The sequence below is a fragment of the Enterococcus sp. AZ167 genome, from assembly GCF_051714025.1.
Lineage (GTDB): Bacteria > Bacillota > Bacilli > Lactobacillales > Enterococcaceae > Enterococcus_D > Enterococcus_D casseliflavus.
Window position 1 is genome coordinate 1,617,428 of record NZ_JBIORB010000001.1, and the last position, 22,626, is coordinate 1,640,053.

The 22,626-nt window shown below is 34.4% G+C and carries 20 protein-coding genes and 6 pseudogenes; 6 read left to right on the forward strand and 20 right to left on the reverse strand.

Going from position 1 to position 22,626, the window contains the following annotated elements; genetic code table 11:
* From IGJ05_RS07520 to IGJ05_RS07535, 4 genes are read right to left on the reverse strand one after another with little or no spacing between them, the layout of a single operon-like run.
* A complete protein-coding gene (locus IGJ05_RS07520; RefSeq protein WP_054114517.1) occupies positions 1–747 on the reverse strand; it encodes an amino acid ABC transporter ATP-binding protein in 747 nt (248 codons plus the stop codon).
* Entirely contained in the window at positions 744–1,454 is a 711-nt protein-coding gene (locus IGJ05_RS07525; RefSeq protein ID WP_021150492.1) for an amino acid ABC transporter permease, read from the reverse strand. Before IGJ05_RS07525 ends, IGJ05_RS07520 begins: the two co-directional genes overlap by 4 nt.
* Before the next feature lie 12 nt (positions 1,455–1,466).
* A complete protein-coding gene (locus IGJ05_RS07530) occupies positions 1,467–2,279 on the reverse strand; it encodes a transporter substrate-binding domain-containing protein (protein WP_060792670.1) in 813 nt (270 codons plus the stop codon).
* 35 nt (positions 2,280–2,314) lie between these two features.
* Positions 2,315–3,067 (reverse strand): amino acid ABC transporter permease, encoded by a 753-nt coding sequence (locus IGJ05_RS07535; RefSeq protein WP_003125416.1) that lies wholly within the window; start codon positions 3,065–3,067, stop codon positions 2,315–2,317.
* 388 nt (positions 3,068–3,455) lie between these two features.
* Between IGJ05_RS07535 and IGJ05_RS07540 the strand changes: the two genes are divergently transcribed.
* Positions 3,456–4,058, forward strand: coding sequence for a PHP domain-containing protein (locus IGJ05_RS07540; protein WP_266166771.1), 603 nt, complete (start codon positions 3,456–3,458; stop codon positions 4,056–4,058).
* Between the two features lie 36 nt (positions 4,059–4,094).
* On the opposite strand, the gene IGJ05_RS07545 is transcribed toward IGJ05_RS07540, so the two are convergent.
* The 5 genes and pseudogenes from IGJ05_RS07545 to IGJ05_RS07565 form a co-directional block, all read right to left on the reverse strand.
* On the reverse strand, positions 4,095–4,592 hold the full coding sequence (locus IGJ05_RS07545; RefSeq protein WP_060792668.1) for a GNAT family N-acetyltransferase: 498 nt from the start codon (positions 4,590–4,592) through the stop codon (positions 4,095–4,097).
* Positions 4,593–4,647: 55 nt separating this feature from the next.
* On the reverse strand, positions 4,648–5,556 hold the full coding sequence (locus tag IGJ05_RS07550; protein WP_266166769.1) for an IS982-like element ISEfm1 family transposase: 909 nt from the start codon (positions 5,554–5,556) through the stop codon (positions 4,648–4,650).
* 415 nt (positions 5,557–5,971) lie between these two features.
* Positions 5,972–6,217 (reverse strand): annotated as a pseudogene (locus tag IGJ05_RS07555) (MerR family transcriptional regulator); the annotation flags it as partial.
* A 1,057-nt stretch (positions 6,218–7,274) separates the two neighbouring features.
* Complete coding sequence (locus IGJ05_RS07560; RefSeq protein ID WP_266166770.1) at positions 7,275–7,490, reverse strand: hypothetical protein; 216 nt, start codon at positions 7,488–7,490, stop codon at positions 7,275–7,277.
* A 66-nt stretch (positions 7,491–7,556) separates the two neighbouring features.
* The gene (locus IGJ05_RS07565) at positions 7,557–7,757 is read right to left on the reverse strand and encodes a cold-shock protein (RefSeq protein WP_005237682.1); all 201 of its coding nucleotides are present in this window, start codon (positions 7,755–7,757) and stop codon (positions 7,557–7,559) included.
* Positions 7,758–8,056: 299 nt separating this feature from the next.
* Between IGJ05_RS07565 and IGJ05_RS07570 the strand changes: the two are divergent.
* Positions 8,057–8,416, forward strand: a pseudogene (locus tag IGJ05_RS07570) (IS6-like element IS1216 family transposase); the annotation flags it as partial.
* A gap of 130 nt (positions 8,417–8,546) precedes the next feature.
* Here IGJ05_RS07570 and IGJ05_RS07575 read toward each other — a convergent pair.
* A protein-coding gene (locus tag IGJ05_RS07575; RefSeq protein WP_438725142.1) for an IS3 family transposase occupies positions 8,547–9,709 on the reverse strand; the annotation gives its coding sequence in 2 pieces (ribosomal slippage) (positions 8,547–9,433 and positions 9,433–9,709; 1,164 coding nt in all).
* Positions 9,710–9,788: 79 nt separating this feature from the next.
* Between IGJ05_RS07575 and IGJ05_RS07580 the strand changes: the two are divergent.
* Positions 9,789–10,106 (forward strand): annotated as a pseudogene (locus IGJ05_RS07580) (IS6-like element IS1216 family transposase); the annotation flags it as partial.
* 194 nt (positions 10,107–10,300) lie between these two features.
* Here the strand turns inward: IGJ05_RS07580 and bsh are convergent.
* The 3 genes and pseudogenes from bsh to IGJ05_RS07595 all read right to left on the reverse strand — a co-directional run bounded on the left by bsh (position 10,301) and on the right by IGJ05_RS07595 (position 14,005).
* Complete coding sequence (gene bsh / locus IGJ05_RS07585; RefSeq protein ID WP_002326152.1) at positions 10,301–11,278, reverse strand: choloylglycine hydrolase; 978 nt, start codon at positions 11,276–11,278, stop codon at positions 10,301–10,303.
* A 34-nt stretch (positions 11,279–11,312) separates the two neighbouring features.
* Positions 11,313–12,617, reverse strand: a complete 1,305-nt coding sequence (locus IGJ05_RS07590; protein WP_266167286.1) for a conjugated bile salt MFS transporter — start codon at positions 12,615–12,617, stop codon at positions 11,313–11,315.
* A gap of 415 nt (positions 12,618–13,032) precedes the next feature.
* Positions 13,033–14,005, reverse strand: a pseudogene (locus IGJ05_RS07595) (polyprenyl synthetase family protein).
* Here IGJ05_RS07595 and IGJ05_RS07600 point away from each other — a divergent pair.
* The 3 genes and pseudogenes from IGJ05_RS07600 to IGJ05_RS07610 form a co-directional block, all read left to right on the forward strand.
* Positions 13,962–14,141, forward strand: a pseudogene (locus IGJ05_RS07600) (hypothetical protein); the annotation flags it as partial. The pseudogenes IGJ05_RS07595 and IGJ05_RS07600 overlap by 44 nt on opposite strands.
* Positions 14,142–14,384: 243 nt before the next feature.
* Positions 14,385–14,453: pseudogene (rpsI, locus tag IGJ05_RS07605) on the forward strand (30S ribosomal protein S9); the annotation flags it as partial.
* 246 nt (positions 14,454–14,699) lie between these two features.
* Positions 14,700–15,380 (forward strand): IS6-like element IS1216 family transposase, encoded by a 681-nt coding sequence (locus IGJ05_RS07610; RefSeq protein WP_001015311.1) that lies wholly within the window; start codon positions 14,700–14,702, stop codon positions 15,378–15,380.
* Between the two features lie 22 nt (positions 15,381–15,402).
* Here IGJ05_RS07610 and IGJ05_RS07615 read toward each other — a convergent pair whose 3' ends face one another.
* The 7 genes from IGJ05_RS07615 to IGJ05_RS07645 form a co-directional block, all read right to left on the reverse strand.
* Positions 15,403–16,104: a chromate transporter gene (locus IGJ05_RS07615; protein WP_438725143.1), complete on the reverse strand. Its 702-nt coding sequence runs from the start codon at positions 16,102–16,104 to the stop codon at positions 15,403–15,405.
* A 404-nt stretch (positions 16,105–16,508) separates the two neighbouring features.
* Entirely contained in the window at positions 16,509–17,615 is a 1,107-nt protein-coding gene (locus IGJ05_RS07620) for a GGDEF domain-containing protein (protein ID WP_266166960.1), read from the reverse strand.
* Positions 17,616–17,695: 80 nt separating this feature from the next.
* Positions 17,696–18,052, reverse strand: a complete 357-nt coding sequence (locus IGJ05_RS07625; protein WP_223597931.1) for a hypothetical protein — start codon at positions 18,050–18,052, stop codon at positions 17,696–17,698.
* A 120-nt stretch (positions 18,053–18,172) separates the two neighbouring features.
* Positions 18,173–19,840 carry an FAD-dependent oxidoreductase gene (locus tag IGJ05_RS07630; RefSeq protein WP_266166959.1) on the reverse strand — a complete coding sequence of 556 codons (1,668 nt, stop codon included), beginning with the start codon at positions 19,838–19,840 and terminating at the stop codon, positions 18,173–18,175.
* 17 nt (positions 19,841–19,857) lie between these two features.
* Positions 19,858–20,937, reverse strand: a complete 1,080-nt coding sequence (gene arsB, locus IGJ05_RS07635; RefSeq protein ID WP_266166958.1) for an ACR3 family arsenite efflux transporter — start codon at positions 20,935–20,937, stop codon at positions 19,858–19,860.
* A 13-nt stretch (positions 20,938–20,950) separates the two neighbouring features.
* Complete coding sequence (locus tag IGJ05_RS07640) at positions 20,951–21,265, reverse strand: ArsR/SmtB family transcription factor (RefSeq protein ID WP_266166957.1); 315 nt, start codon at positions 21,263–21,265, stop codon at positions 20,951–20,953.
* A gap of 647 nt (positions 21,266–21,912) precedes the next feature.
* Positions 21,913–22,338: a thioredoxin family protein gene (locus IGJ05_RS07645; protein ID WP_266166956.1), complete on the reverse strand. Its 426-nt coding sequence runs from the start codon at positions 22,336–22,338 to the stop codon at positions 21,913–21,915.
* Positions 22,339–22,626 lie beyond the last annotated feature (288 nt).

A 22,626-nucleotide genomic window follows, 5' to 3' on the forward strand; every position in this document is an offset into this window, starting at 1 on the left:
TTAGCCGGCCAGCTGTGTGGTAAAGCGGGCTAAAAAGGCTTTGGTTCGTTCTTCTTTGGTTTCCTCGAATACTTGTTGCGGTGTGCCTTGTTCAACAATATGTCCATTCTCCATGAAAACGACTTTGTCTGCTACTTCATACGCGAATTTCATTTCATGGGTCACCAATACCATGGTCGCACCGGCTTCCGCAATTTCTCTGAGCAGCGCCAATGTCTGTCCCACTAGTTCCGGGTCCAATGCCGAGGTAGGTTCATCAAACAAGATGACCTTAGGATTCAACGCCAACGCACGGGCGATCCCGATACGCTGTTGTTGTCCACCTGACAGTTGGCTAGGATAAAAATCTTGTCGTTCAGACAAACCGACTTGATCCAACAAAGCCTCTGCTGTTCGCAGGGCAGCTTCTTTGCTTTGTTTTTTGGTCACGATCAATGGCATCATGATATTTTCTTTGGCTGTTTTATTTTGAAACAAGGCATAATTTTGGAAAACCATCGCTGTTTGCCGTTGATGGGTCAATATTTCTTTTTTACTTGCTTTGTGCAATGTGGTGGTGGTTTCTCCCAATTGAATCACACCTTGATCTGCTCGTTCCAAAAAATTGAGACAACGCAAGAAGGTCGTTTTTCCCGAACCGGAAGGCCCCAATAAGACGACTACTTCGCCTTTAGCGACATCAAGATCAATCCCTTTTAACACTTCTTGTTTGCCGAATCGCTTATGGATATCCGTTACTTTCATCATAATGCGGCCCTCCTTAGTTTGCGCAACAGCCGATTTTCCAGTAATTGTGCCCCTTTTTCGATGACCAAACTAATCAGCCAATAAATGATCGCAACAGCCACATACGCTTCTAAAAACCGATAATTTTGCTGGGCCGTGATTTTAGCTGCCGCAAAAACATCGACAACACTGACCATGGAAGCTAAGGCCGACGCTTTAACCAACGAGATCAGCAAATTACTGAACATGGGCAATGAAATCGGCCAGGCTTGCGGGAGCAGCACACGACGGATGACTTGTAAGTTCGTCATGCCGATCGATTTGGCTGCATCGAACTGCCCTTTTTTGACTGCCGCAAATGCGCCCCTGAAAATCTCGCTGCTATTGATAGCAGACATTAAACTCAAGGCGGCGATCGCTATCCAAACCATGTTGAAATCTTTAAATCGCAAAGTCCAATGCATCGACTCCGCCCAAATATCAAACTGTTTAGCAGAAATAAGATATAACGCTAAAATCACTAAAACCACTGGGACCCCTTTTAAGACCGTGACAATCACTTGCAGCACTGGTGCGAGGATCTTGATCCTATACAGACGAATCAAGGCGATGATCAACCCAACCACCGCGCCAATGACTAGTGCGGTCAACGCCATAAAAAGCGTCGTACCAATATAATGACTTGCTGTTTTCAGCGCTTCGATCATAATAGACAATTGAAAACTCATCGCCATTCCTCCCTATTCTGGGACGTAATCCCCATCTAGATATTTTTCTGATAATTCTTTGATCGTTCCATCTGCTTTCAATTCCTCTAATGCTGTATTGACCGCATCAATAAAGTCTTGGTCCGCTTCTTTGTTGAACAATAAGTAGGCATCTGAGTTGTGGACTGGTTCGCTGCCGATCTCTAGATTTTCACTAAATGAATTGTTCCAATTATCGACTTGATATTCTGGTGCTAACGTTGCATCGACCGCACCTGAAGTGACTGCTTGTACGATTTGCTCGTTGTTGTATTCCCCATAAACCAATTCAAAAGCATCGGGATTTTCTGCCAGATAAGCCTCAGCCATTGCTGCTTGGTTAGTAGCAGTCGTCACATAGACTTTTTTTCCTGCTAAATCTTCGAAGCTATCGTAGACCGTACCGGCATCTGGATCAGAGACAATATACGTATCCCAGACCACATACCCAACATCCCCATAGACGAATTTTTCTTTCCGTTCATCATTGACTTCATATTCATAGGCAGCCATCTGGACTTTATTGCTTTCTAAATTTGATAACGTCGTTGGGAAATCCGCTCCTTCAAAGGTAAAGGTATAATCAAGTAATTTTTCGTCGATTGCTTTAACGACGGCGACATCATAGCCATCATATTCACCATTTTCGTCTAAATAAGCATATGGCAATGCTTCATTCCCAGTACCCACCTTGATTTCTGTTGCATCACTTGCTCCACTGCTTGTAGTGTCGGCAGAACTGCTTCCGCAAGCCCCTAAAACCAAAAGTGTCACCAATGTAATTGCACCTAAAATCGTTTTTTTCATTTGAATTCCTCCCTTTCCCTCTACCCAAAATTTTCCTATGTTGTTTTGATTTTTTGCTGTTTTTTGGTCCATGATATCAGTGGTACTTTTGCTGTTTGTTGTTTTGTTTTCGAAAAACTCATCCGACGTTCCAGACCGGTGAAAACACGTTCTAAGAGGAAGCTTAAGGTAATAAACAAGATCGCCGCACCGACATAGCCTTCAAGTGTATGGAAGGTCACTGCGCCTATCGCTCGCGCTTTGCCGACAACATCCACTACCCCAATGGTAAAAGCCAGCGATGTGTCTTGCAGCAGTGCAATCGTAGTTGTACCAAATGCAGGTAATGCGACACGGACAACTTGCGGTAAAATCACTTGTCGATACATTTGTGTTTTCGTCAATCCGCAAGCAATACTCGCTTCCTTCTGTGTGACCGGTACACTTAGAATCGCAGCCCGGAAAGTTTCAGACTGAAAGGCAGCAGTATTTAATCCGTAGGTGATATAGATGAAAATAATTTTATTCCATGAGGAAACATCGATTTGAATCATTTGTAATAAGGCGGGTACACCATAATACACAACATACAGTTGAACCAATATCGGTGTGCCTCGAATAAATGAAACGAAGACTGCCGCCAGTTGACTCAGAAATGGCACTTTTTCGACACGAATAAATGCAAGTAAAATCCCTAAAAGCAATCCTGTAATCGACGCCACTGCCACTATCATCAACGTAACCGGCAAAGCACTTAAAACCTTTGGAAAATATTCCCAAACTAATTTCCACTGAAAAAATTCCGACATATTGCCCCTCCTTTTTTCTGAATATTCTGATTATTAGACAATATTACTAATGGAAAAAAATTTTTCAATAGATTCATTACTAAAACTTCATTAATTTTATAAATTCTCCCTTTTAACTAAAAAAAGAAAGATGCAAACGGCATCTTTCTTTTTAATATAAGAATATAAAATACTACCCGTGGTGCTAGTTAATTTTTTCCTAGAGGAAAATGTCTAAACATGTTGGTAAATCAACAAAAAAACGCATATAGTAGTCTCAAAACTCCCAAGAAATGAGGACTATTTAACAAACTACGATGGTTACGTCGTGACAACTGAACATTTTGACTTAGCCAATCCTGTTACTAAAGTCGATGATATCCCCGATTATGAAATGTACAGTTAAACAATCGATAGCTTAAATAAGCGTTTTGGCAATCGTGTTTTAAAAGGCATCGAAATCGGTTACATCGCTTCTGAAAAGAATCGGATCATCGACTATTTAGCCGATAAAGATTACGATTTAAAATTACTCAGTGTGCATCATAATGGTCAATTTGATTATTTAGATGACGAAGTCAAAGATATGGATCCTGCTATTGTGATTCCTCAGTATTTTGCACAACTTTCAGAAGCACTAGTTGTTATAGAAGCAGATGTCTTTGCTCATTTTGACTATGGTTTTCGGGTATTTGGTCTATCCGTTGCTGAATTTACACAATATGAAGCGCAGTTTTTACCGATTCTAGATCAAGTAATCAAAAATAAATTGGCATTCGAATTAAATGCTAAGAGCGCTTACTTGTATGACAATTTAGCGTTATATGAATATGTCATCGATTTATATCTTTCACGTGGTGGTACCTTGTTTAGTGTTGGATCAGATGGGCATTACCTTGAACATTTCCGTTTCCATTTCGATGATCTTTTTGCTCTGTTAAAAGCAAAAGGTGTGACGGAATTAGCGATTTATCAAAAAGGAAAGCGAATTATGGTTCCATTACCAGTCTAAAAAAACGTCCTCAGCATCAAAAGTGAGGACGTTTTTTTAGATTTCTTTTTCTAAAATCGGACAAATACGATCTTGTTTTCCTAAAGGAAAATGTTTGATCCCGATTTTTTTAAATCCATGACGTTCATAAAAACGAATACCTGCATGATTTTTTTCATAAACAGTCAAACGTAAATAACGTTTTTGTTTCGTTTTAGCATAACGATTCGCTTCATCGAGTAACCGTTGCCCTAACCCTTTGTTTTGATAATCTTTGAGCAGATAGAGCCGTTGAATCTCTATAGTATCTTTTTCATCATTGACTTTCATATAACCAATGAGTATTTGATGATCCTTAATACCAATAAATTTACTGGTTGACTGTGCCAATTCTACTGCCAATATTTCAGTTGTCAATTGTGTCTGTAAATATCCTTGCATATCAAGTGGATCTGCGCCATCGATAAACGATTCATAAAAACTGACAACACTTACAACTTGTAAAGCATCTAGATCATCATAATCTAAATACGCTAGTGTGATTTGATTGTTCATCTAACTCCTCCTTTTGACATAGTATACTATAAATCACCCGTGGTGCTAGTTAATTTTAATATCCTAAAGAATATCTCAAAGTTCCTTCAAAACGTCGTTGTGCTCGACTTAATAGAACACTGTAAGCCAGTAATATGCTTTCAAATCTACTCTCTAGCCCTTTAACAGAACGTGAGTTGAAATTTTGACAACCTAATTTTTCTAAGGAAGAAGAAACAGTCTCAACTGTTTTTCTTTGTTTTCCAAGTAAGCTGTGGTCTAGTTTTTCTGATTTATCCATGTTTTTACGTGGCGGAACGGATATAGTAATGCCCTTAAGGGCAAGCTTTTCATGGATTTTATGGCTAATATATCCTTTGTGCCCTAGGATATTGGGAAGATTCGCTTCTTCCGATAAAGTCTCTAACACTTTCACGTCATGGACACCTGGATTCGTGATTGAGTAAGTAATCGGAAAGCCAGTCTTAGTAACGATCATATGAATTTTAAGACCATAAAAATAAGATTTTTTTGTTGAGTTATAGCCAACTTTGGCTATTTGATTCAATAGTTTTGCTTGTCTATTTCTAACTGGTTTACATAATAAACTAGGAAAACTATCTATAATTCCGACTAGTTCACCTTTGGTGAGCTTCTTGATGAAAAAGTATCGAATAATCTTGATAGTGTAAGCTAAGTTTGAACTTAAGCGAGTGAATCGACTCCTACTAGGAAAGTCACCATTAGGAAATAAGACGGAACAAACCGCTCTATACGTGGCTCTTTGGCTAGTATAGCCATTAATTATGCCCCATATAACACAAGCAATAATCACTGTATCGCGTTGCTTCAGTTGATCAGTATTTCTTCGGTTTTTAATCTTATCTGGTACACAATTGTGGTATATGTTAGAAACAGTTCTCATAATTTCCTTGAATGTTATAAAAGTATCTGTATAATGTTCAGTATATTTTGATGAACGCATATGTAGTCCTCATTTCTTGGGAGTTTTGAGACTACTATATGCGTTTTTTTGTTGATTTACCAACATGTTTAGACATTTTCCTCTAGGAAAAAATTAACTAGCACCACGGGTTTAATAAGTTTTGTAATAATTACTCGACACGGTAGTTCATTAGCTACGCAGCCACTGATCGTTGCATAGTTTCTGACATTGTTCTTATGATTCAGTAACTCTTATTCCGTTTGACTCCTAATAGTTCATGGGCGAAGCGCGTCCGTCTAAAATAGTTGTTTCTATCGTTTGAACCTCATTGACAATTTTTGGAGAATCTTACCATTCCTTTTCAGCAGTTAAATGTAAAATTCTTTAATAGCTACGCTTATTTTTCATCCAGAATGATAACCTCCCAAATTTTTCCTTCTATCTATATAGCATCATTTTGTGTTTCACGTAATTGAACTAGTTGAGCAAAATCAATTAAAGATTCAATCGACAATCCAGCATTTCGCAAGTTTTTTGCTAGATAAATCCAATTTAAATCATTGGTAGTATAATCTCGGTAGCCGCTCTCGTGGCGGTGAACGGGTGGTATCACGCCAACACGCTCATAATAGCTTAGTGTATCCACACTTAAATCAAACATTTCAGCTGCTTTTTTATATTCATCGAATCTTCTCCTCATTCTTCTTATTTATAAGAAACCATGGAGTTAACTCTAGAGAAACCAGAAGCCTCTTGTCTCTATGCTAATACTACACTAAATACCTCCTCACATTCCGTAGACTATTAAAATATTAAGCAATAGATAAAATCAGTTAAATGCAACTTCTCATATTCTAATGTTTATTAAGTAAGAATAATGTTAAAATAAAAAAACGAAGAGTATTCGGCGCAGTCCAGAAAAACTTCCCCAAGTTTTCTGTGCCGGTACTCTTCTTAGATTAATGCATGTTGCTTAATCAGCCTACGCTATATATTTCTTTTTTGCAAGTAATTACGATGTAGAAGCAATGCTTAGGAATCCCTTACGTTTTTTCTATTTTTACTTTTGACTTCTTTTAAGTGCTATACTGGATAAGTACCATGAAAGTAGGTGTTCAAATATGAATACTAATTTTTATCCAGTGGAAGTTTTTAGTTCTGACTACCGTTTATATTCATCAAAAGCAAAAACAAATTTGTATGATTTTCAATCGAGACCACCTTTGATCACGTCATTTGCTGTGCTAAATTTGAAAGAGTTGCGCAATATTCAACTCAAATTATTTATTTACGATATTGATATCGAAAAATTTTCTACTTTAGAGGAAGCTAAATCTAGATGTAACTCTCTTATGTATAAATAATTTAACTAGCTGATCATAGCTAGTTTTTTTGTATATCTGTATCTAATGAACTAAATGTTCATCCTTAATCTGCTTAATAAAAAGAAATATTTATCGCTAAACTTATGGTGGCGGATTTAGAAGTTTATAGATTAGCGAATGACACAGAAATATCTGCCATCTGCTATGGGTGAATCAGATAAAATATATTTCTGGATGGTTCCTTTGAAGAGTTTTTCTCCTTCACAGCAAATTTTTAAAGAAGTATACATTTTTTCAGAACCATCCAGATAATAAACATTGATTCCCTGAATCTGATTATAATTAATCGGAGAACGTCGTGTACAAGAAAGTTGATCTCCTAGATATTTCACTTGATTAACAATCATTGGGTCATTAAGCCAATTTTTGTTATCAGTTACTCATTAAATTTTTATAATTTATAACTGTTCTTTCCGTAGTATTCGTCACTTCTGAATTTGAAAGGGTTACAACTGCCGAATTTCTGAGTAGCTTTATAATTGTTCCAGCTGCTTGTTTTTTTCTATATCGAAATATGACCTGTTGATCTATATGAAAAGCTTGGCCTTCTATTGAAAGTTGTTGTGGTTTCCATTGTGAAAAACTCATTCTTACCCCTCCTTTGAAGTATGAAAAAACCGCCTCACACATGTTGAGACGGGTTAAAAGGCACTTTTATGCTTTATAGATATTAGCAGCTTGCAAACCGCGTTGACCTTCTTCAGTATCAAAAGTAACTGCTTGACCTTCATCTAAAGATTTAAATCCATCCGCTTGAATCGCTGAAAAATGAGCAAAGACATCTTGACCATCTTCTCCTGTAATGAACCCAAAACCTTTATCTGAATTAAACCATTTTACTGTACCTTTATTCATACTATTTCCTCCTTGTGCATCATTACGAATGCGTTTTGTTGCAATAATTGTTTGATAAGCAAAAGGAGAGTATAAATTTATGTATAGCACTCTTAATACGTTTCAAAGTTTATCACTACAAGTAGTATACCACACAAACTCTTTAGTTGCAACTTTACATAAAAATATTATTTTTTTATAAACTTATCACTCACTATACACTATTTTATTTTTAATGTGCTATACGGTTCTGTTGCAAAGTTTTAAATCTACTATCAAATAAGGTAGAATAATAGAAAAAGATAGCAGGAGGAATGACGATGAATCATTTTAAAGGAAAGCAATTTCAGCAGGATGTGATTATTGTAGCCGTGGGCTACTATCTTCGTTATAACCTTAGCTATCGTGAAGTTCAAGAAATCTTATATGATCGTGGCATTAACGTTTCTCATACGACGATTTATCGTTGGGTGCAAGAATATGGCAAACTACTCTATCAAATTTGGAAAAAGAAAAATAAAAAATCCTTTTATTCATGGAAAATGGATGAAACGTACATCAAAATTAAAGGAAAATGGCATTATTTGTATCGATCCATCGATGCAGATGGTTTAACCTTGGATATTTGGTTACGTAAAAAACGGGACACACAAGCAGCCTATGCTTTTCTTAAGCGGTTAGTTGGAATGGCAACAGTTTTTTTGACAAATTTTATAAGGTGCAGAACTTCTTTCCGTATGCTATTCCGATTGTCCTTGACAATGAGCCTCCTCGGATGTGACGATCTTCGGCAGGAGCTAACAGTTAAAGTTAGACTGCCTCGCTAGCGTTAGCACATCCGAGCTCATTATCATGGATTCGCTGCGCCAATCTCTGGTTACGGTAACCAACCGGTGTCTCGTAGCCAAGTGTACCGTGCAACCGAAGGTGGTTCCACCAATTGACATAGTCAAATAACTCCAAATCCAATTGTTGTAAGGTTTCAAATGTGTATTGATAGACAAATTCTACTTTCAACGACTTATAAGTTGATTCAGCTACGGCATTATCAAAAGGACAGCCTTTATGACTCAATGATCGATTGATGTCAAAAGTTGTTAATAATTCATCAATAGCTTGGTTATCAAACTCTTTTCCACGATCAGTATGAAAAATCTCAACCTCTGTCAGAGGTTGTTTGATACGGCTAAATGCTTTTTTTACTAGAACGGCATCTTTATGTTCTCCACAAGAATAGCCGAGAATTTCTCGATTGAACAGATCCAAAATGAAACAGACATAATTCCATTTTTTCCCGACTCGTACATAAGTCAAATCTGTTACGATCGCTTCTAATGGGTTGTCTCTTAAGAATTTACGATTCAATACGTTTGTCGTTTTGGCTTCATTGCAAGTAGAATGATGTACTTTAAAATAAGCAACAGTATAGCTCGATTTTAATCCTCTATTTTTCATGATTCTACTAATTTTTCGTCGGCTGATCCGAATGCCTCGTTTTGATAAGGCTTTTTTTATTTTTCTTGAGCCGTAGGCCTTTCGGCTGCGGATAAATTCTTCAGCGACTACTTCTTCAAGTTCTGATTCGTCTTTCTTTGATTTTGATTGATAATAATAGGACTGACGTGATAGACCTAATATTCTGCACATCGCTGATATAGGGTAAAGATGCTTATTCGCATCGATTACTTGTCTCTTCGTCCGAATATCAGCGCTGCTTGCTTTAAAATATCATTTTCCATTTCTAATTGCTGGTTTCTTTTACGTAGTTCTAACAATTCTTTTTGTTCAGGCGTAAGATTATCTTTTTCTTTGAATGAACCACTCATTTTAGATTGCTTTACCCATTTGTCAAATGCTGAAGCCGTTAGTTCATATTCTCGAATGATTTCTACACGTGGCTTTCCAGCTAAGTAAAGATTGACGATTTGTTGCTTGAATTCTTGTGAAAAAGTTCTTCGTGTTCTCTTAGACATAAAAATTCCTCCTGGTATGTTTTCTTCTAGTCTACACACCTTAATTTTTCTGTCTAGTTAATTGTAGCCTATCCAAGTGAAGCAGTTTGATGAACCGAAGGTTGTAGTCACAGATAAAGCCCCCTCTATTACAAGTGCCTTTAAGAAACTAAAAGAATACGGCTTTTATCAAGGGACAGAACATCGTACCATTAAATACCTGAATAATTTGATTGAACAAGACCATCGTCCAGTAAAGAGACGCAATAAATTCTATCGAAGTTTACGCACTGCCTCTGCCACGATTAAAGGCATGGAAGCCATTCGAGGATTATATAAGAAAACCCGAAAAGAAGGCACTCTCTTCGGGTTTTCGGTCTGTACTGAAATCAAGGTATTATTGGGAATCCCAGCTTAAATCATAGATACCGTAAGGGATTTTATTCTTTATTTAAAACTTTGCAACAGAACCTAAAAACCTCCTTTAAATTTTTGGTAGCTTAATACTACCTAAATTCAAAGGAGGAGGAAAGACCGCTAAGCTATCTAACGCTTACATTGCATTTACCAATTATTTATGATTAAGCTGATTAAAATGAGCAAGCCAACACCTTAATTGACTTGTCTAAATTGTTGTTTATCTTCCATAGGGTAAACAAACAATTTAGTAGATTCCAGATCAACTTTTGACATAGAAACCTTTGAGATTTGGTTGTTGGTATAGGTTTTATAGTAATAATCACCAGTAGCAGTATTTCCGCAAGAAGAATACATAGTGATATCATGAGTATTTCGATCAGAAGTGGTACAGCCCTGAACAAAAGCGACTGAATCTAAAATGTGGAAGAATTGTGTAACATTGGCTACATCATCTTGCGGACAAACTGAATGTTCTTTAACAAAGGTGGCTTTAACTAATCTAGATGCTGGTGACCAATCACCAGGTAAACCAATCGCACCAAAACCTTCGCCAAAAGGTTTTGCATCCCAATCAGGAGAATAAGAATTGTGAGGTTGTTTGCTACTTAAATGACGATAATTGTGTAAATTCATTAAATGATAATCAAAACTAGGACTATTAGTTAAAACGCCAACAGGATTATCATAAATGACGGTTTTTCCGTCAATAATTTCAACGACAATCGCTTCGTCTTTGTCGGCGATGAGCCAATGTAAAGTAGTGTTCGGTACATTAGGCTTAAAAGGAATATCAACCATATTTAAATTTTTAAGGGCAGCTTTAGTTTCCTTAACAGTTGAGAATTGTGCTAACACCCAAGGCACTAATTCATAAGGAGGAAGATTAAGGGCACCTTCTTTGATTTCATCAGCATATTTAGAAAACTGTGGGAAATTCAAATTTGCAATGCCTAAGCCTTTTTCGTTAATCGCATCGGCATAAAGTGGATAATTATCTAATACCATAGCTACGCCGATAAAAGCATAGTGTGATTTTTGTGAAGGTTCATTTTTATAGGTGATTTCATAGTTTCTAGGTGTAATAACGATTTCTTCGCCAAAATGGTAATCTAAATCTAAATTTCGTCCAAAGTAAAAATCTCCGTTAACATATCTTAATCCAGTACACATGAATATGATGCACTCCTTTCAAAAAAATTATACATTAAGCAGTTTGATCGGCAAATTTATGTTTTTGAATATCGGTAATGAAGAATAATAAACCAGAAAATCCGATAAGTACATAACATAAAATGCTAATCCAAGCTGCAGTAAAGCCAAAGGTATCAACAAAGAAACCAAATACAATATTTCCTAAAGCAAAGCCAACTGCAAAAAAGATACTAAATACACCTAGTATTTGACTGGTGTCTTTCATACCGAAGAGTGTTTGCATCATTACAGCCGGTGCACTCATATAAGAGTAAACATTAAAACCATAAAGGACGGCCCAAGCAAATGCAGAAATGACTTTAATGCTAGGAATAAAAATACTAGCAATTAGCAAGATAACGGTAACTAGTTGTAAAATAAAGGCTAAAAACATGGCGTTGCGTACACCAATTTTTGAGAATAAGAAACCTCCGCCAACATTTCCAACCAAACAAGCAATGGCAAACGTAGAGCCAATCGTACCAATTAAGGTAGTATTGATATGAATAGAAGCGAAAAAGTTTGCATATTGACTGGAAAGAGCAGAAATAGCTAATCCTATAATTAAATAAAAACAAGATAATGCCCAAAAACTTTTTTGTTGGGTAGTTTTTTTATAGCCGATACCGGTTTGAGTATTAGCAGGATGGGTACCTTGGGGAACAGATTGATTTGTAGAGATTTTTGAGTCTTTAGAAGAATCAGTTGATTGTTTGGCAGCACTAGATTCGATCGGTTGTTTGTTAGGATGGATTAAAAGCACACCAACAAGTACCCCAACAACCAAGGAAGCCAATGCACACATGAAATAGACTCTATGTAATTCATAATGATTGAGTAGGTTGGTTACGATAGGTTGTAAAAAGAAATTCCCGATAGAACCACCTGCAAAGGCAATTCCTAGTGCGTTAGCTTTAGATTTTTCATCAAACCAAGTAGCGATTAAAAACGGTACCCCTAAACCTGAAAACGTAACAGTTCCTATTTGAGTAATTGCATTTGCTACTAAAAACATCCATAATTTGCTTGAAACTGCGTTTAACATAACTCCAAAAGCAGACAAAATTAATCCACCTAACATTATTAGCTTGACTGGAAATTTACTATACATTTTACCAGCCATTGGTGAAATTAATGATGCTGCTAAAGCGCCAATCATAAAAATATAGCCAACACTTTGGACACTAAAATGATATTCTTTCTCTAAATAGTGAATGAATAATGGAGGGATGTTTTGTGCAATGCCATAAGGAATGGCTTGTAATAGCATACAAGCAAAAATAATTAAATATTTACTACCTTTAGACACATTTGTCATAAATTATCACCTCAATATTTATTTATAAAACATTGATCTCTTAAAAATGATAACAGCCCTCCTTTTTTGTGAATATCTTATTTTTAGAGAATAAAAAATAAAATGATTTATTCAATAATTAAGAGAATCAATGAGATATCAAAAAATAGATAAAAATTGGATAAATGGGGCTTTCTTATAGAAAGCGAAGATGTATAAATAATTGCAATAGAAGACTGATTGAAGTCAACCAATCTTCTATTATATTATACAGCCAAATAAAAAAAATAGCCAAAATAAACCATTGGATTAATAAAAAAAATGAATGAATGGAGGGAATATATTCAGAAAGAATATTTTAGAATAGGAATTCTTATAAAAACGGACTATATATAATAAATAATCGTAAAATAGCCAAGCTACTTTACGATTAAAGTTAATATTGACGCTGTAATAGTTGTAAAGTTAATTGTTGAATACAATCTTTGGCTGGAGAATTTGGTAATTATTCAATATCGATCAAAGCTTTTTGAGTGAAAGCCTGAGCCATTTGTTTTGCTTGCTCTACGCCTCCTAATTGAACAACTAGCTTTGCGACCTCAGTAATCTCATCAGGAGTAATCGCTGATTGTTTACATAGATAAGGCATCAATGCTTCAGGATTTTGTTGTTTGGCTAAAAGTAGCGGTAAGGTATAGATGCCTTGTCCTAAGTCTTCAAGCACTGGCTTTTTAAGTTTATCCTGATCAGCAGTATAGTCTAGGATATCATCATAGATTTGAAAAGCAAAACCGATGTTACGACCAATTCGGCCGGCTAAACGTACTGTTTGCACATCGCAACCACCGAAATAAGCCCCTTCTTTACAAGCTAACCAAAATAATTCAGCCGTTTTTCCTTTGATGCTACGTAAATAATCATAAATGGTTTCGTCCAATTTGAAACGTATGGTCATTTGATTTAATTCACCAAGTAAGATGCGTTTCATTGTTTGTGCATTGTAAGCTAAGTATTCTGATCCATTCATTACACTAATTAAGACTTCAAAAAAACTTAGTAAATAAAACATCACCAGTATAAACCGCGACATCTTTACCATATTTTGACTGGATTGTAATATTTCCTCGTCTAAGTGGCGAGTCATCAATGATATCATCATGAATGAGTGTAGCCATATGGAGCATTTCCAAAGAAGCGGCTACTTTAATCAAATCTTAGTGCTCTTTTTTAGAACCTAATTCAGCAAAAAGTAGACAAAAAGCTGGGCGTAATAATTTACCCCCTGAACGAGCCAAATCAATTAAAGTATTTTGAATCGTTGGGTTATTTAATCGTAATTCTGTTTCTAAAAATGAGCAAACAGCTTCAGATGCAGTTGATTTTCTAAGTAGAAGTATTGTAATAGATATGGGGCAATTAAAGGACGAATTGTATGCTTCTGAGGATTCACATGTATTAGGGGCTGTAGAATACATGGAAAAACATTATCCTTCAGCAATCTTATTGATAGATTTAATCCCTAAAGATAAGCGGAAATTTATTTAATAAACATATAACTACTGACTATTTTCTATTTCTACTGGGTATAGTGTAAAAACTTTCCATATTCTAATAAATGGGGTCTATTTTATTTTTGAAATGTTATCTATTATCTTGATAAATGTGGTTAAACTCCATTTTATTTTTGGGTCTGGATTTTGAAAATTTGAGGTAAATTGAAGAATTTAAGACTGTATTCTAAAGTATAAAAGATGGTGAGAAAAACCATTGTAAACGTTGATATATAAGGACTTCCGTTCAGCTTTAAAACATGCTGGCTTACTTACTCGTGACGCTCGTATGGTTGAACGTAAAAAAGGGATTTTTATGAAAGAAATTAGATTTTCAAATCAAAATATGCAGAATTACTATAATGAAATTATGAATATGGAAACTAGTGAATTGAATTTAATTATAGCCGAAAAAAAAGTTGCATTGGATAGAAATAAAAACTTATTAAATGTAGTTATGATCTGTTATATTTCATTTCGGTTCTGTTGCAAAGTTTTAAATCTACTATCAAATAAGGTAGAATAATAGAAAAAGATAGCAGGAGGAATGACGATGAATCATTTTAAAGGAAAGCAATTTCAGCAGGATGTGATTATTGTAGCCGTGGGCTACTATCTTCGTTATAACCTTAGCTATCGTGAAGTTCAAGAAATCTTATATGATCGTGGCATTAACGTTTCTCATACGACGATTTATCGTTGGGTGCAAGAATATGGCAAACTACTCTATCAAATTTGGAAAAAGAAAAATAAAAAATCCTTTTATTCATGGAAAATGGATGAAACGTACATCAAAATTAAAGGAAAATGGCATTATTTGTATCGAGCCATCGATGCAGATGGTTTAACCTTGGATATTTGGTTACGTAAAAAACGGGACACACAAGCAGCCTATGCTTTTCTTAAGCGGTTAGTGAAGCAGTTTGATGAACCGAAGGTTGTAGTCACAGATAAAGCCCCCTCTATTACAAGTGCCTTTAAGAAACTAAAAGAATACGGCTTTTATCAAGGGACAGAACATCGTACCATTAAATACCTGAATAATTTGATTGAACAAGACCATCGTCCAGTAAAGAGACGCAATAAATTCTATCGAAGTTTACGCACTGCCTCTACCACGATTAAAGGCATGGAAGCCATTCGAGGATTATATAAGAAAACCCGAAAAGAAGGCACTCTCTTCGGGTTTTCGGTCTGTACTGAAATCAAGGTATTATTGGGAATCCCAGCTTAAATCATAGATACCGTAAGGGATTTTATTCTTTATTTAAAACTTTGCAACAGAACCCTTGTAACTTATCAACAAATTCTGATTGGATAAACGCAAGTAATACATAGCCACTACCATATAAAAGTAAACCTATTTTCAGGAAAGTTAAAAATAAAATTGAGAGACTAAATGGCTCTATGACATAATTTTTAAAATTCCAATCTTTTTTTATTAATAGTAAGAGTATTGCGGCAACTATTAACACAGTGAGTTCCGAAGCACCAAAAACAACCAAAAGCAGAGACAGGCAAAAAACAATAAATGTAGACATATCTTTTATAGCTGTTTTAAAAAGCTTTATTAGAGCTGCTACAATAATTGCTACAATGACAGGCTTTATATACTCCATAATTGTTTGAACTCTAGGAAGGTCTCCATATAATTTATAAAAGTGCCCTATAATCATTACAATGACCATTGCTGGTAAAATAAATGAAATACCTGCTAAAAATAATCCCCATTTTCCAGCACGCCGATGACCTAATATAATTGCCATCTCTGTAGAGTTTGGACCAGGAATCAAGTTAGTAAATCCTAATAAATCTAGAAACTCTTCCTTAGACATCCATTGCCTTTTATCCACGACTTCTTCTTCCATCATAGCGATATGAGCAGCTGGTCCACCAAAAGCAAAGAACCCAAGTTTTGAGAACACTTTAACAATCTCGATGTATTTATTTTCTTCCATAAGCCCTCCAATAGCATGAGAAATATTAAGTTATGTGCATGATTTGTTATATCAATGACCGGTTTCAGTTTATTAGATCTTTACTTTCCAATAAATAGTTTAGAAAAGGACGCAAAGAGAAAAATAGAACTTTCTCTTTGCGTCCTTTGATGAAACCTTCTGAAAAATGATAAATATATTATCATTACAGTAGATTTACTCACCTATAAATATAAAAGCAACGTATAAAAAGAAGACTTCCCCAATCTGCTTTCCCCGCTACTCTTTTAATGAGACACACTAGAAAATTTTAGAACAATTATTTATATATAGCAAGTAAAATGCCCTTGTTAAACAATACTATTTTAAATTAACCGTCCAAGAGATCTTGATCAAGCCAAAATCATGTTTAATTGCATAATAAATCAAGAATAAACAACAACTGTGTTTCTACCTCTTTTTTTTGCAGCATACAGCGCTTGATCAGCCTGATTGATGAGTTCATATACATCTAAAGAAGAATCATACTTAGAAATGCCAGCAGAAAAATAAAGAGTAATCTTTCTTTCCCCTCCAATACTCAACTTATTTTTTAATAAGAATGCCTGAAATCTTAATATAGTCTTTTGAACAGACTTTAATGTACTATCTTTGAAAATAACTAAAAACTCTTCGCCTCCATATCTATAAACCTCTACTTGATCTTGGTGTGCTTCACTAAGAAAAGTTGTTATTTTTTTTGAAAAGAATATTAAAGCACGATTTCCTGTAATGTGTCCATAGTGATCATTAATTCTTTTAAAATGATCTAAATCCATCATAACAAAAATAAGCTTTTCCTTTTCAACATCTGTCATAATATCTACGTCTTCATTTAAGCTTCTAAGATTTTTAACTTTCGTCAATTCATCGTAGTTTCTCTCAATAAGTTTTCTATTTATATCTTTTAAGAATTGTTTTTGAGTACTTAGATAGTATTGCCAAGAAATACAAATAATTATAGACCCTATAAACAAAGATAGATATTCCCAAAAAGTAAGTTTATATTCAAAAAAGAGCATAGAATTCAATCCAGCCATCATTAGAGTAATTAAAACAAAAAATATATAAAACGGTATCTGTATTTTATATTTATAAAAGCTTTTTTTAATTACGAAACTAGAAGTGAATGCCAGTATACTTAGAACTAGAATACTAAGTAATGTCTTGATATCAACAATACTTATTACTGATAGTCCGATAAACACCATCATTAGAACCAATAAAAGAAAATAATTTTTCATTTTGAATGAGTTAAAGTATAAGATAAATAAAGGTAATGTATATTCATAATAAACATACCCCACATTATTTATAGAAAAAGTTATGATAAAATACATTTGCGATACAAATAATATTAAACCAATAATTATTTTAAAAGAATATCGTAAATGGAGTTTCTTAAAATTTTTTACAAATAAATCATAGGAAATAAGTAAGCTAATTACTATAATTGAATACAATATTACATAAAGCAAATGTAAAAGTCCCATAGACATTTCTCCATTTCTTTTTTACTGTATACCAAGACTATAAGTATGAGATTTTACCTTTTCATTCCAACTATATAAATTTATTTTGCATATCTTTTTGCTTCTCTTATTTTATCTAGAATAAAACTTGTTTGACTATAATCAGTTAGTTCACGTATTACTTTTTTCACCGTACGATCAACAGCGCAAATACCAAACATATCAGAATAGAAGTCAGTTATTGATTTGATTGGACTAAACAATTTTTCTGATAATTCAGTTTTTTTTGAGTAATTCATTTCTAAGTACCCTTTGTCTACTAGCCGATCAATAACTAAATAAGCTGTATTCAGCTTAAATTCTGGGTATTTTTTTACAAAGTTACGTTTTGTTATCCCTCCCTCGCATTCATATAATGAAATCAAAACTCGGTATTCAATTTTAGTTAAATCTACCATCTTCAATTTCACCTCTAGTAGTCCATAATATATAAAAAAATGAAGCTTGAAAAAAATACAAATGTTACATCAAACCTCAAAATAAGTTTCTTCCTAATTATTCCAATATTTAGAATTCTATCATAATTTTTGTATCGTTTCACAAACTTCTTGATAGTTTTTATTTCCTCCGGATAAATTATAAACTTGTTTAAATCCTTTGTTCAGTAAAATATTTTGTGCTGCATTTCCAGTAACGCCTTTATTACAATAAGTTACTGTCACACATTCTTTATCCAATTCCTCATATCGTTCTCTTAACTCAGCTAAAGGTATGTGAATTGCTCCCTCAACTTTCGAAGTTTCAAACTGTTTTCTTGATCTGGTATCAATAATTTGTAATTTTTCGCCGCTATCAATTCTTCTCAATAGCTCTATAGGGGTCATTAACGGGGTATCATTATTTATATCGTTGTTCAAAGCCATCCCAGTATAATGAATGGGATCTTTTGTTGTAGAAAAAGGTGGAGCATATGCTAAATCCAAGTGAAATAAGTCTTCAGCAGCTGCGCCAAATGAAATAGCAGTAGCAAGCACATCGATCCGCTTATCTACCCCATCATAACCTATGATTTGAGCCCCAAGTATCTTCCCATTTTCTTTATTTGCGATTGCTTTGATCACCATTTCTTTACCATTCATATAGTCCGGCTTATTAGGTTTAATATTATATAAAGTAGTAATAGCTATATTATTTGCTAAAGCATCTTTTTCTGTGAGACCAGTTTGAGCAATTGTTAAATCAAAGAATCGTAAAATACCAGTTCCTAAGATTCCCTTGTGTCGTAGATTGCCACCTGTAATAACATCTCCTGCGATCCTTCCCATTTTATTGGCTGTTGAAGCTAAAGGTCGATAAATTGGTCGCCTAGTTATGCGATCAAAACTTTCTGCAACATCACCTACAGCATAAACATTTGGAAAATTGGTTTCTAACTTATCGTTTACTTCTATAGCTCCGGTAATTCCTAATTTAATTCCCATGGATTTTGCTAATGCGGTGTTCGGCTTTACTCCGGTAGCTAATACAAAAATATCTGCCGAAAAGATAGTTCCTTTAGCCGTTTCAATAGACTTCAGACTACCATCACCGTTAACTTTTCTGACGGTTTCTTCAGGGAAAAAGGCAATGTTTTTCCTTTTCATTTCATTAATGATTCTTGAAGACATGTCCCAGTCTAAATGGGACATGGGATATTTACTTCGTTGAAGTAACGAGACCTCAAGACCTAGTCTCTGCAACTGCTCGACCATTTCTAAACCAATATATCCAGCACCAATGACAACTGCTTTTTTTGGCTCGTTTTCATCTACAAACTTCTTGATACTTTTCCCACTCGAAATATTTTTCACCTGAAAAACATTCTCAAAATGTCTATTAACAAATATTTCTGGGGTATTATAAACCGATCCTGTGGCCAACACTAAAACATCAAAATTATTGGTAAATGATTTTTTTGTAATTAGATTGATTCCGTGCACCAATTTTTTATCATAGTCAACCTGAGTTATTTCATGAGAGGTATGAATATCTACGTCGTACCTTTTTTTAAACCATTCAGCATTACGAGGCGTCAGTTCATCAAAGTTTTCCACTTCTCCCCCCACTGCATATGGAATCCCACAAACTGCGTAAGACACATCCATATCTTTATCATACAAAACAATCTCTGCATCTTCCGTATTTCTTCTTGCTTTTGCAGCGACACTTGTTCCAGCAGCGACAGATCCAATAATGATGATTTTCATTTCTCCACACCTATCCTTTATACGTTCTTGATTTCACTCAAAGATTCCGGATTTATGAACCAGTCTTTTGTTTTATTAGAAACCTTAACTAAAAGTAACATAACTGGCACTTCCACAAGTACGCCTACGACTGTTGCTAAAGTTGCTCCCGACTGTAATCCAAAAAGTGATATTGATACCGCTACTGCCAACTCAAAAAAGTTACTTGCTCCTATCATTCCAGCAGGAGAAGCAATATTATGTGGCAACTTCCAAAATCTTGCCCAACTATAAGCAATTGTAAATATTAAAATCGTTTGAATCGTTAAAGGAATTGCAATCAATAAAATATGCAATGGATTAGCAATGATTCTTTCACCTTGGAAGGAGAAGATAATGATCAGAGTTAGTAATAAACCAATAATCGTCACTGAATCAAATTTCTTCAAGAAGACATTTTCAAAATAGGTTAAACCTCTTTTTTTTATGATCAACACTCGAGTAATGAAGCCTAAAAACAATGGAACAACTACAAAAAGAACAGTAGACAGTAATAAAGTAGCTAAGGGGACACTTACATTATCAACACCTAACAAGAAAGCAACAATAGGTGCAAATAATACTAGGATAATTAAATCGTTGATTGCGACTTGAACCAAAGTATAGGCAGAGTCGCCTTTTGTTAGGTAGCTCCACACAAAAACCATCGCTGTACATGGTGCTGCTCCTAGAATAACTGCACCAGCGACGTATTCTTTTGCTAGTTCTATTGGAATCAATTGTTGGAAAATCACATAAAAAAAGAGTGCTGAAATGCCATACATCGTAAACGGTTTAATAAGCCAATTAGTAACGCACGTGATAACTAATCCCTTAGGTTTTTTAGCAGCACGAACAATACTGGTAAAATCAATTTTTAACATCATAGGATAAATCATCAACCATATCAAAATAGCCGTTGGAATTGAGACCTGAAAATACTCAAATTGACTTAATGTAACAGGGATAGCTGGAGCAAACTGTCCAATCAATACTCCGATTATCATACACAAAATTACCCATAGAGTTAAATACTTTTCAAAAAAGCCTAACCCTTCAGCTTTACCTTTTGATTTCATTTTTACTTTCCTCCTACTTAGATTCTTCTTTTACTTTGCATACACAGTTGTCTTCATTATTTACAAGTAATTGTTGAATAGATTCCATAAATTCTACAACAAATTCTTCCCTCAATGAATAATGGTGCCATTGCCCTTTTTTACTTACACAAACGACACCCGCTTTTTCAAGTACTTTCATATGATGAGAAAGTGTAGGCTGCGTAAAATCAAAATATTCAAGTAAATCACATGCACACAAACTACCGCAAGAAAGCACATCTACTATTTTCATACGATTTGGATCCGCTAGAGATTTTAATACTAATGAAAGAGATTCATAATTCATTCTTCGACCCTCCTTATATAGATGGTTGTCTATATATGTAATATAGACAACCATCTATATAAGGTCAAGTTGTTTACTCATAATTTCTAAGTAAATAGGAATTAATAGCATAGTTAGTACTCTCACTATAGGTTAATTTAGCATAGAAAAACTGTTAAAGAATATTCTATCTTGAACTCCTTTATAGTTATAGCAATCAAAGAGAGCTCATAAACCCTTAAGTTTCTGACCCTTTTGTATTAAACTTGAAAATAGAAAACCATATTATTCTTATCTATTTTTGTCTTAGCGGCACAATGAATCGACAATATTAAGAGCACCCTATCCTAACAAAAAAGAGAACAATAATTGTCCTCTTTCTAATTAGATCTTTATAAATGTAATTAAAGCAGCGATTCCTGTTAGGACTGCAGGGACGAACATTACGTATGTTGATTCAATTACGTACGCATCTACAAGGTATCCTTGCATTACAGAAAATGCAAGAACTGAAATGATATTCAATATAGTAATAATATAAAGTAAGTAATTTTTATATTTTTCTCGATTATTATCCTTTTTATAGACTATAAGTAACAAAAACACTTGTAGCAAAAATGGGACAACAGTAAGAAAAAAACCGATATTTTCTAACATCAAATCAACCTCTATTCTAAAAAATTATTTATGCTACCAATTTGATCGGTATAAGAGAAGCGCTCTTTAGTTTTCATATTTACTATAGTTGGAACTTCGGTTATCTCTAACTCATTAATATACCATAAAGTAGAAGGATTAGTTTCTTTTGTGTTCGTATCTATAATCAAGAATTTTTTATCTTCATATTGAGAAGATAAAAATAGTTTAGGGGCAAATGCATTGCAATACGGACAAGATTCTCTTGTAAATAGTACATAGTCAAAGTTATTAATATCTGATTTAGTAGTCACTGAAGTTTTTGCAGAGATTTCTTTTTCATAATAACTATATGAAAATACTGATCCAGAGGTCAACTGATTTTTAAACAAAAATAATACAAGCAAAATCGAGGTCAAAGCAAAAATACTTGAAATAACTTTAATTACTATTCTCATTAAGGATTACATGCCTTTGCAACAGTACCAGCAAACGTCTTCCATTTCCTTTTTTTCAAATACGTCCTCAATTCTATCAATTTTTTTGCAAGGATTAAACTACCTTTTATCAACTTGATTCATTAGTTATAAAGGATTTATTATTTAACGAGCTGTATTAATAATACGTTTTATTTTAATTACATACATCGTTTTTATTCTAAAAAGTAAAATTTATTTTGCTTCAAACAATATGTTCAAGACACTTGGTATTTATCCAATTTAGCATCATCTATTTTTATGTTATTT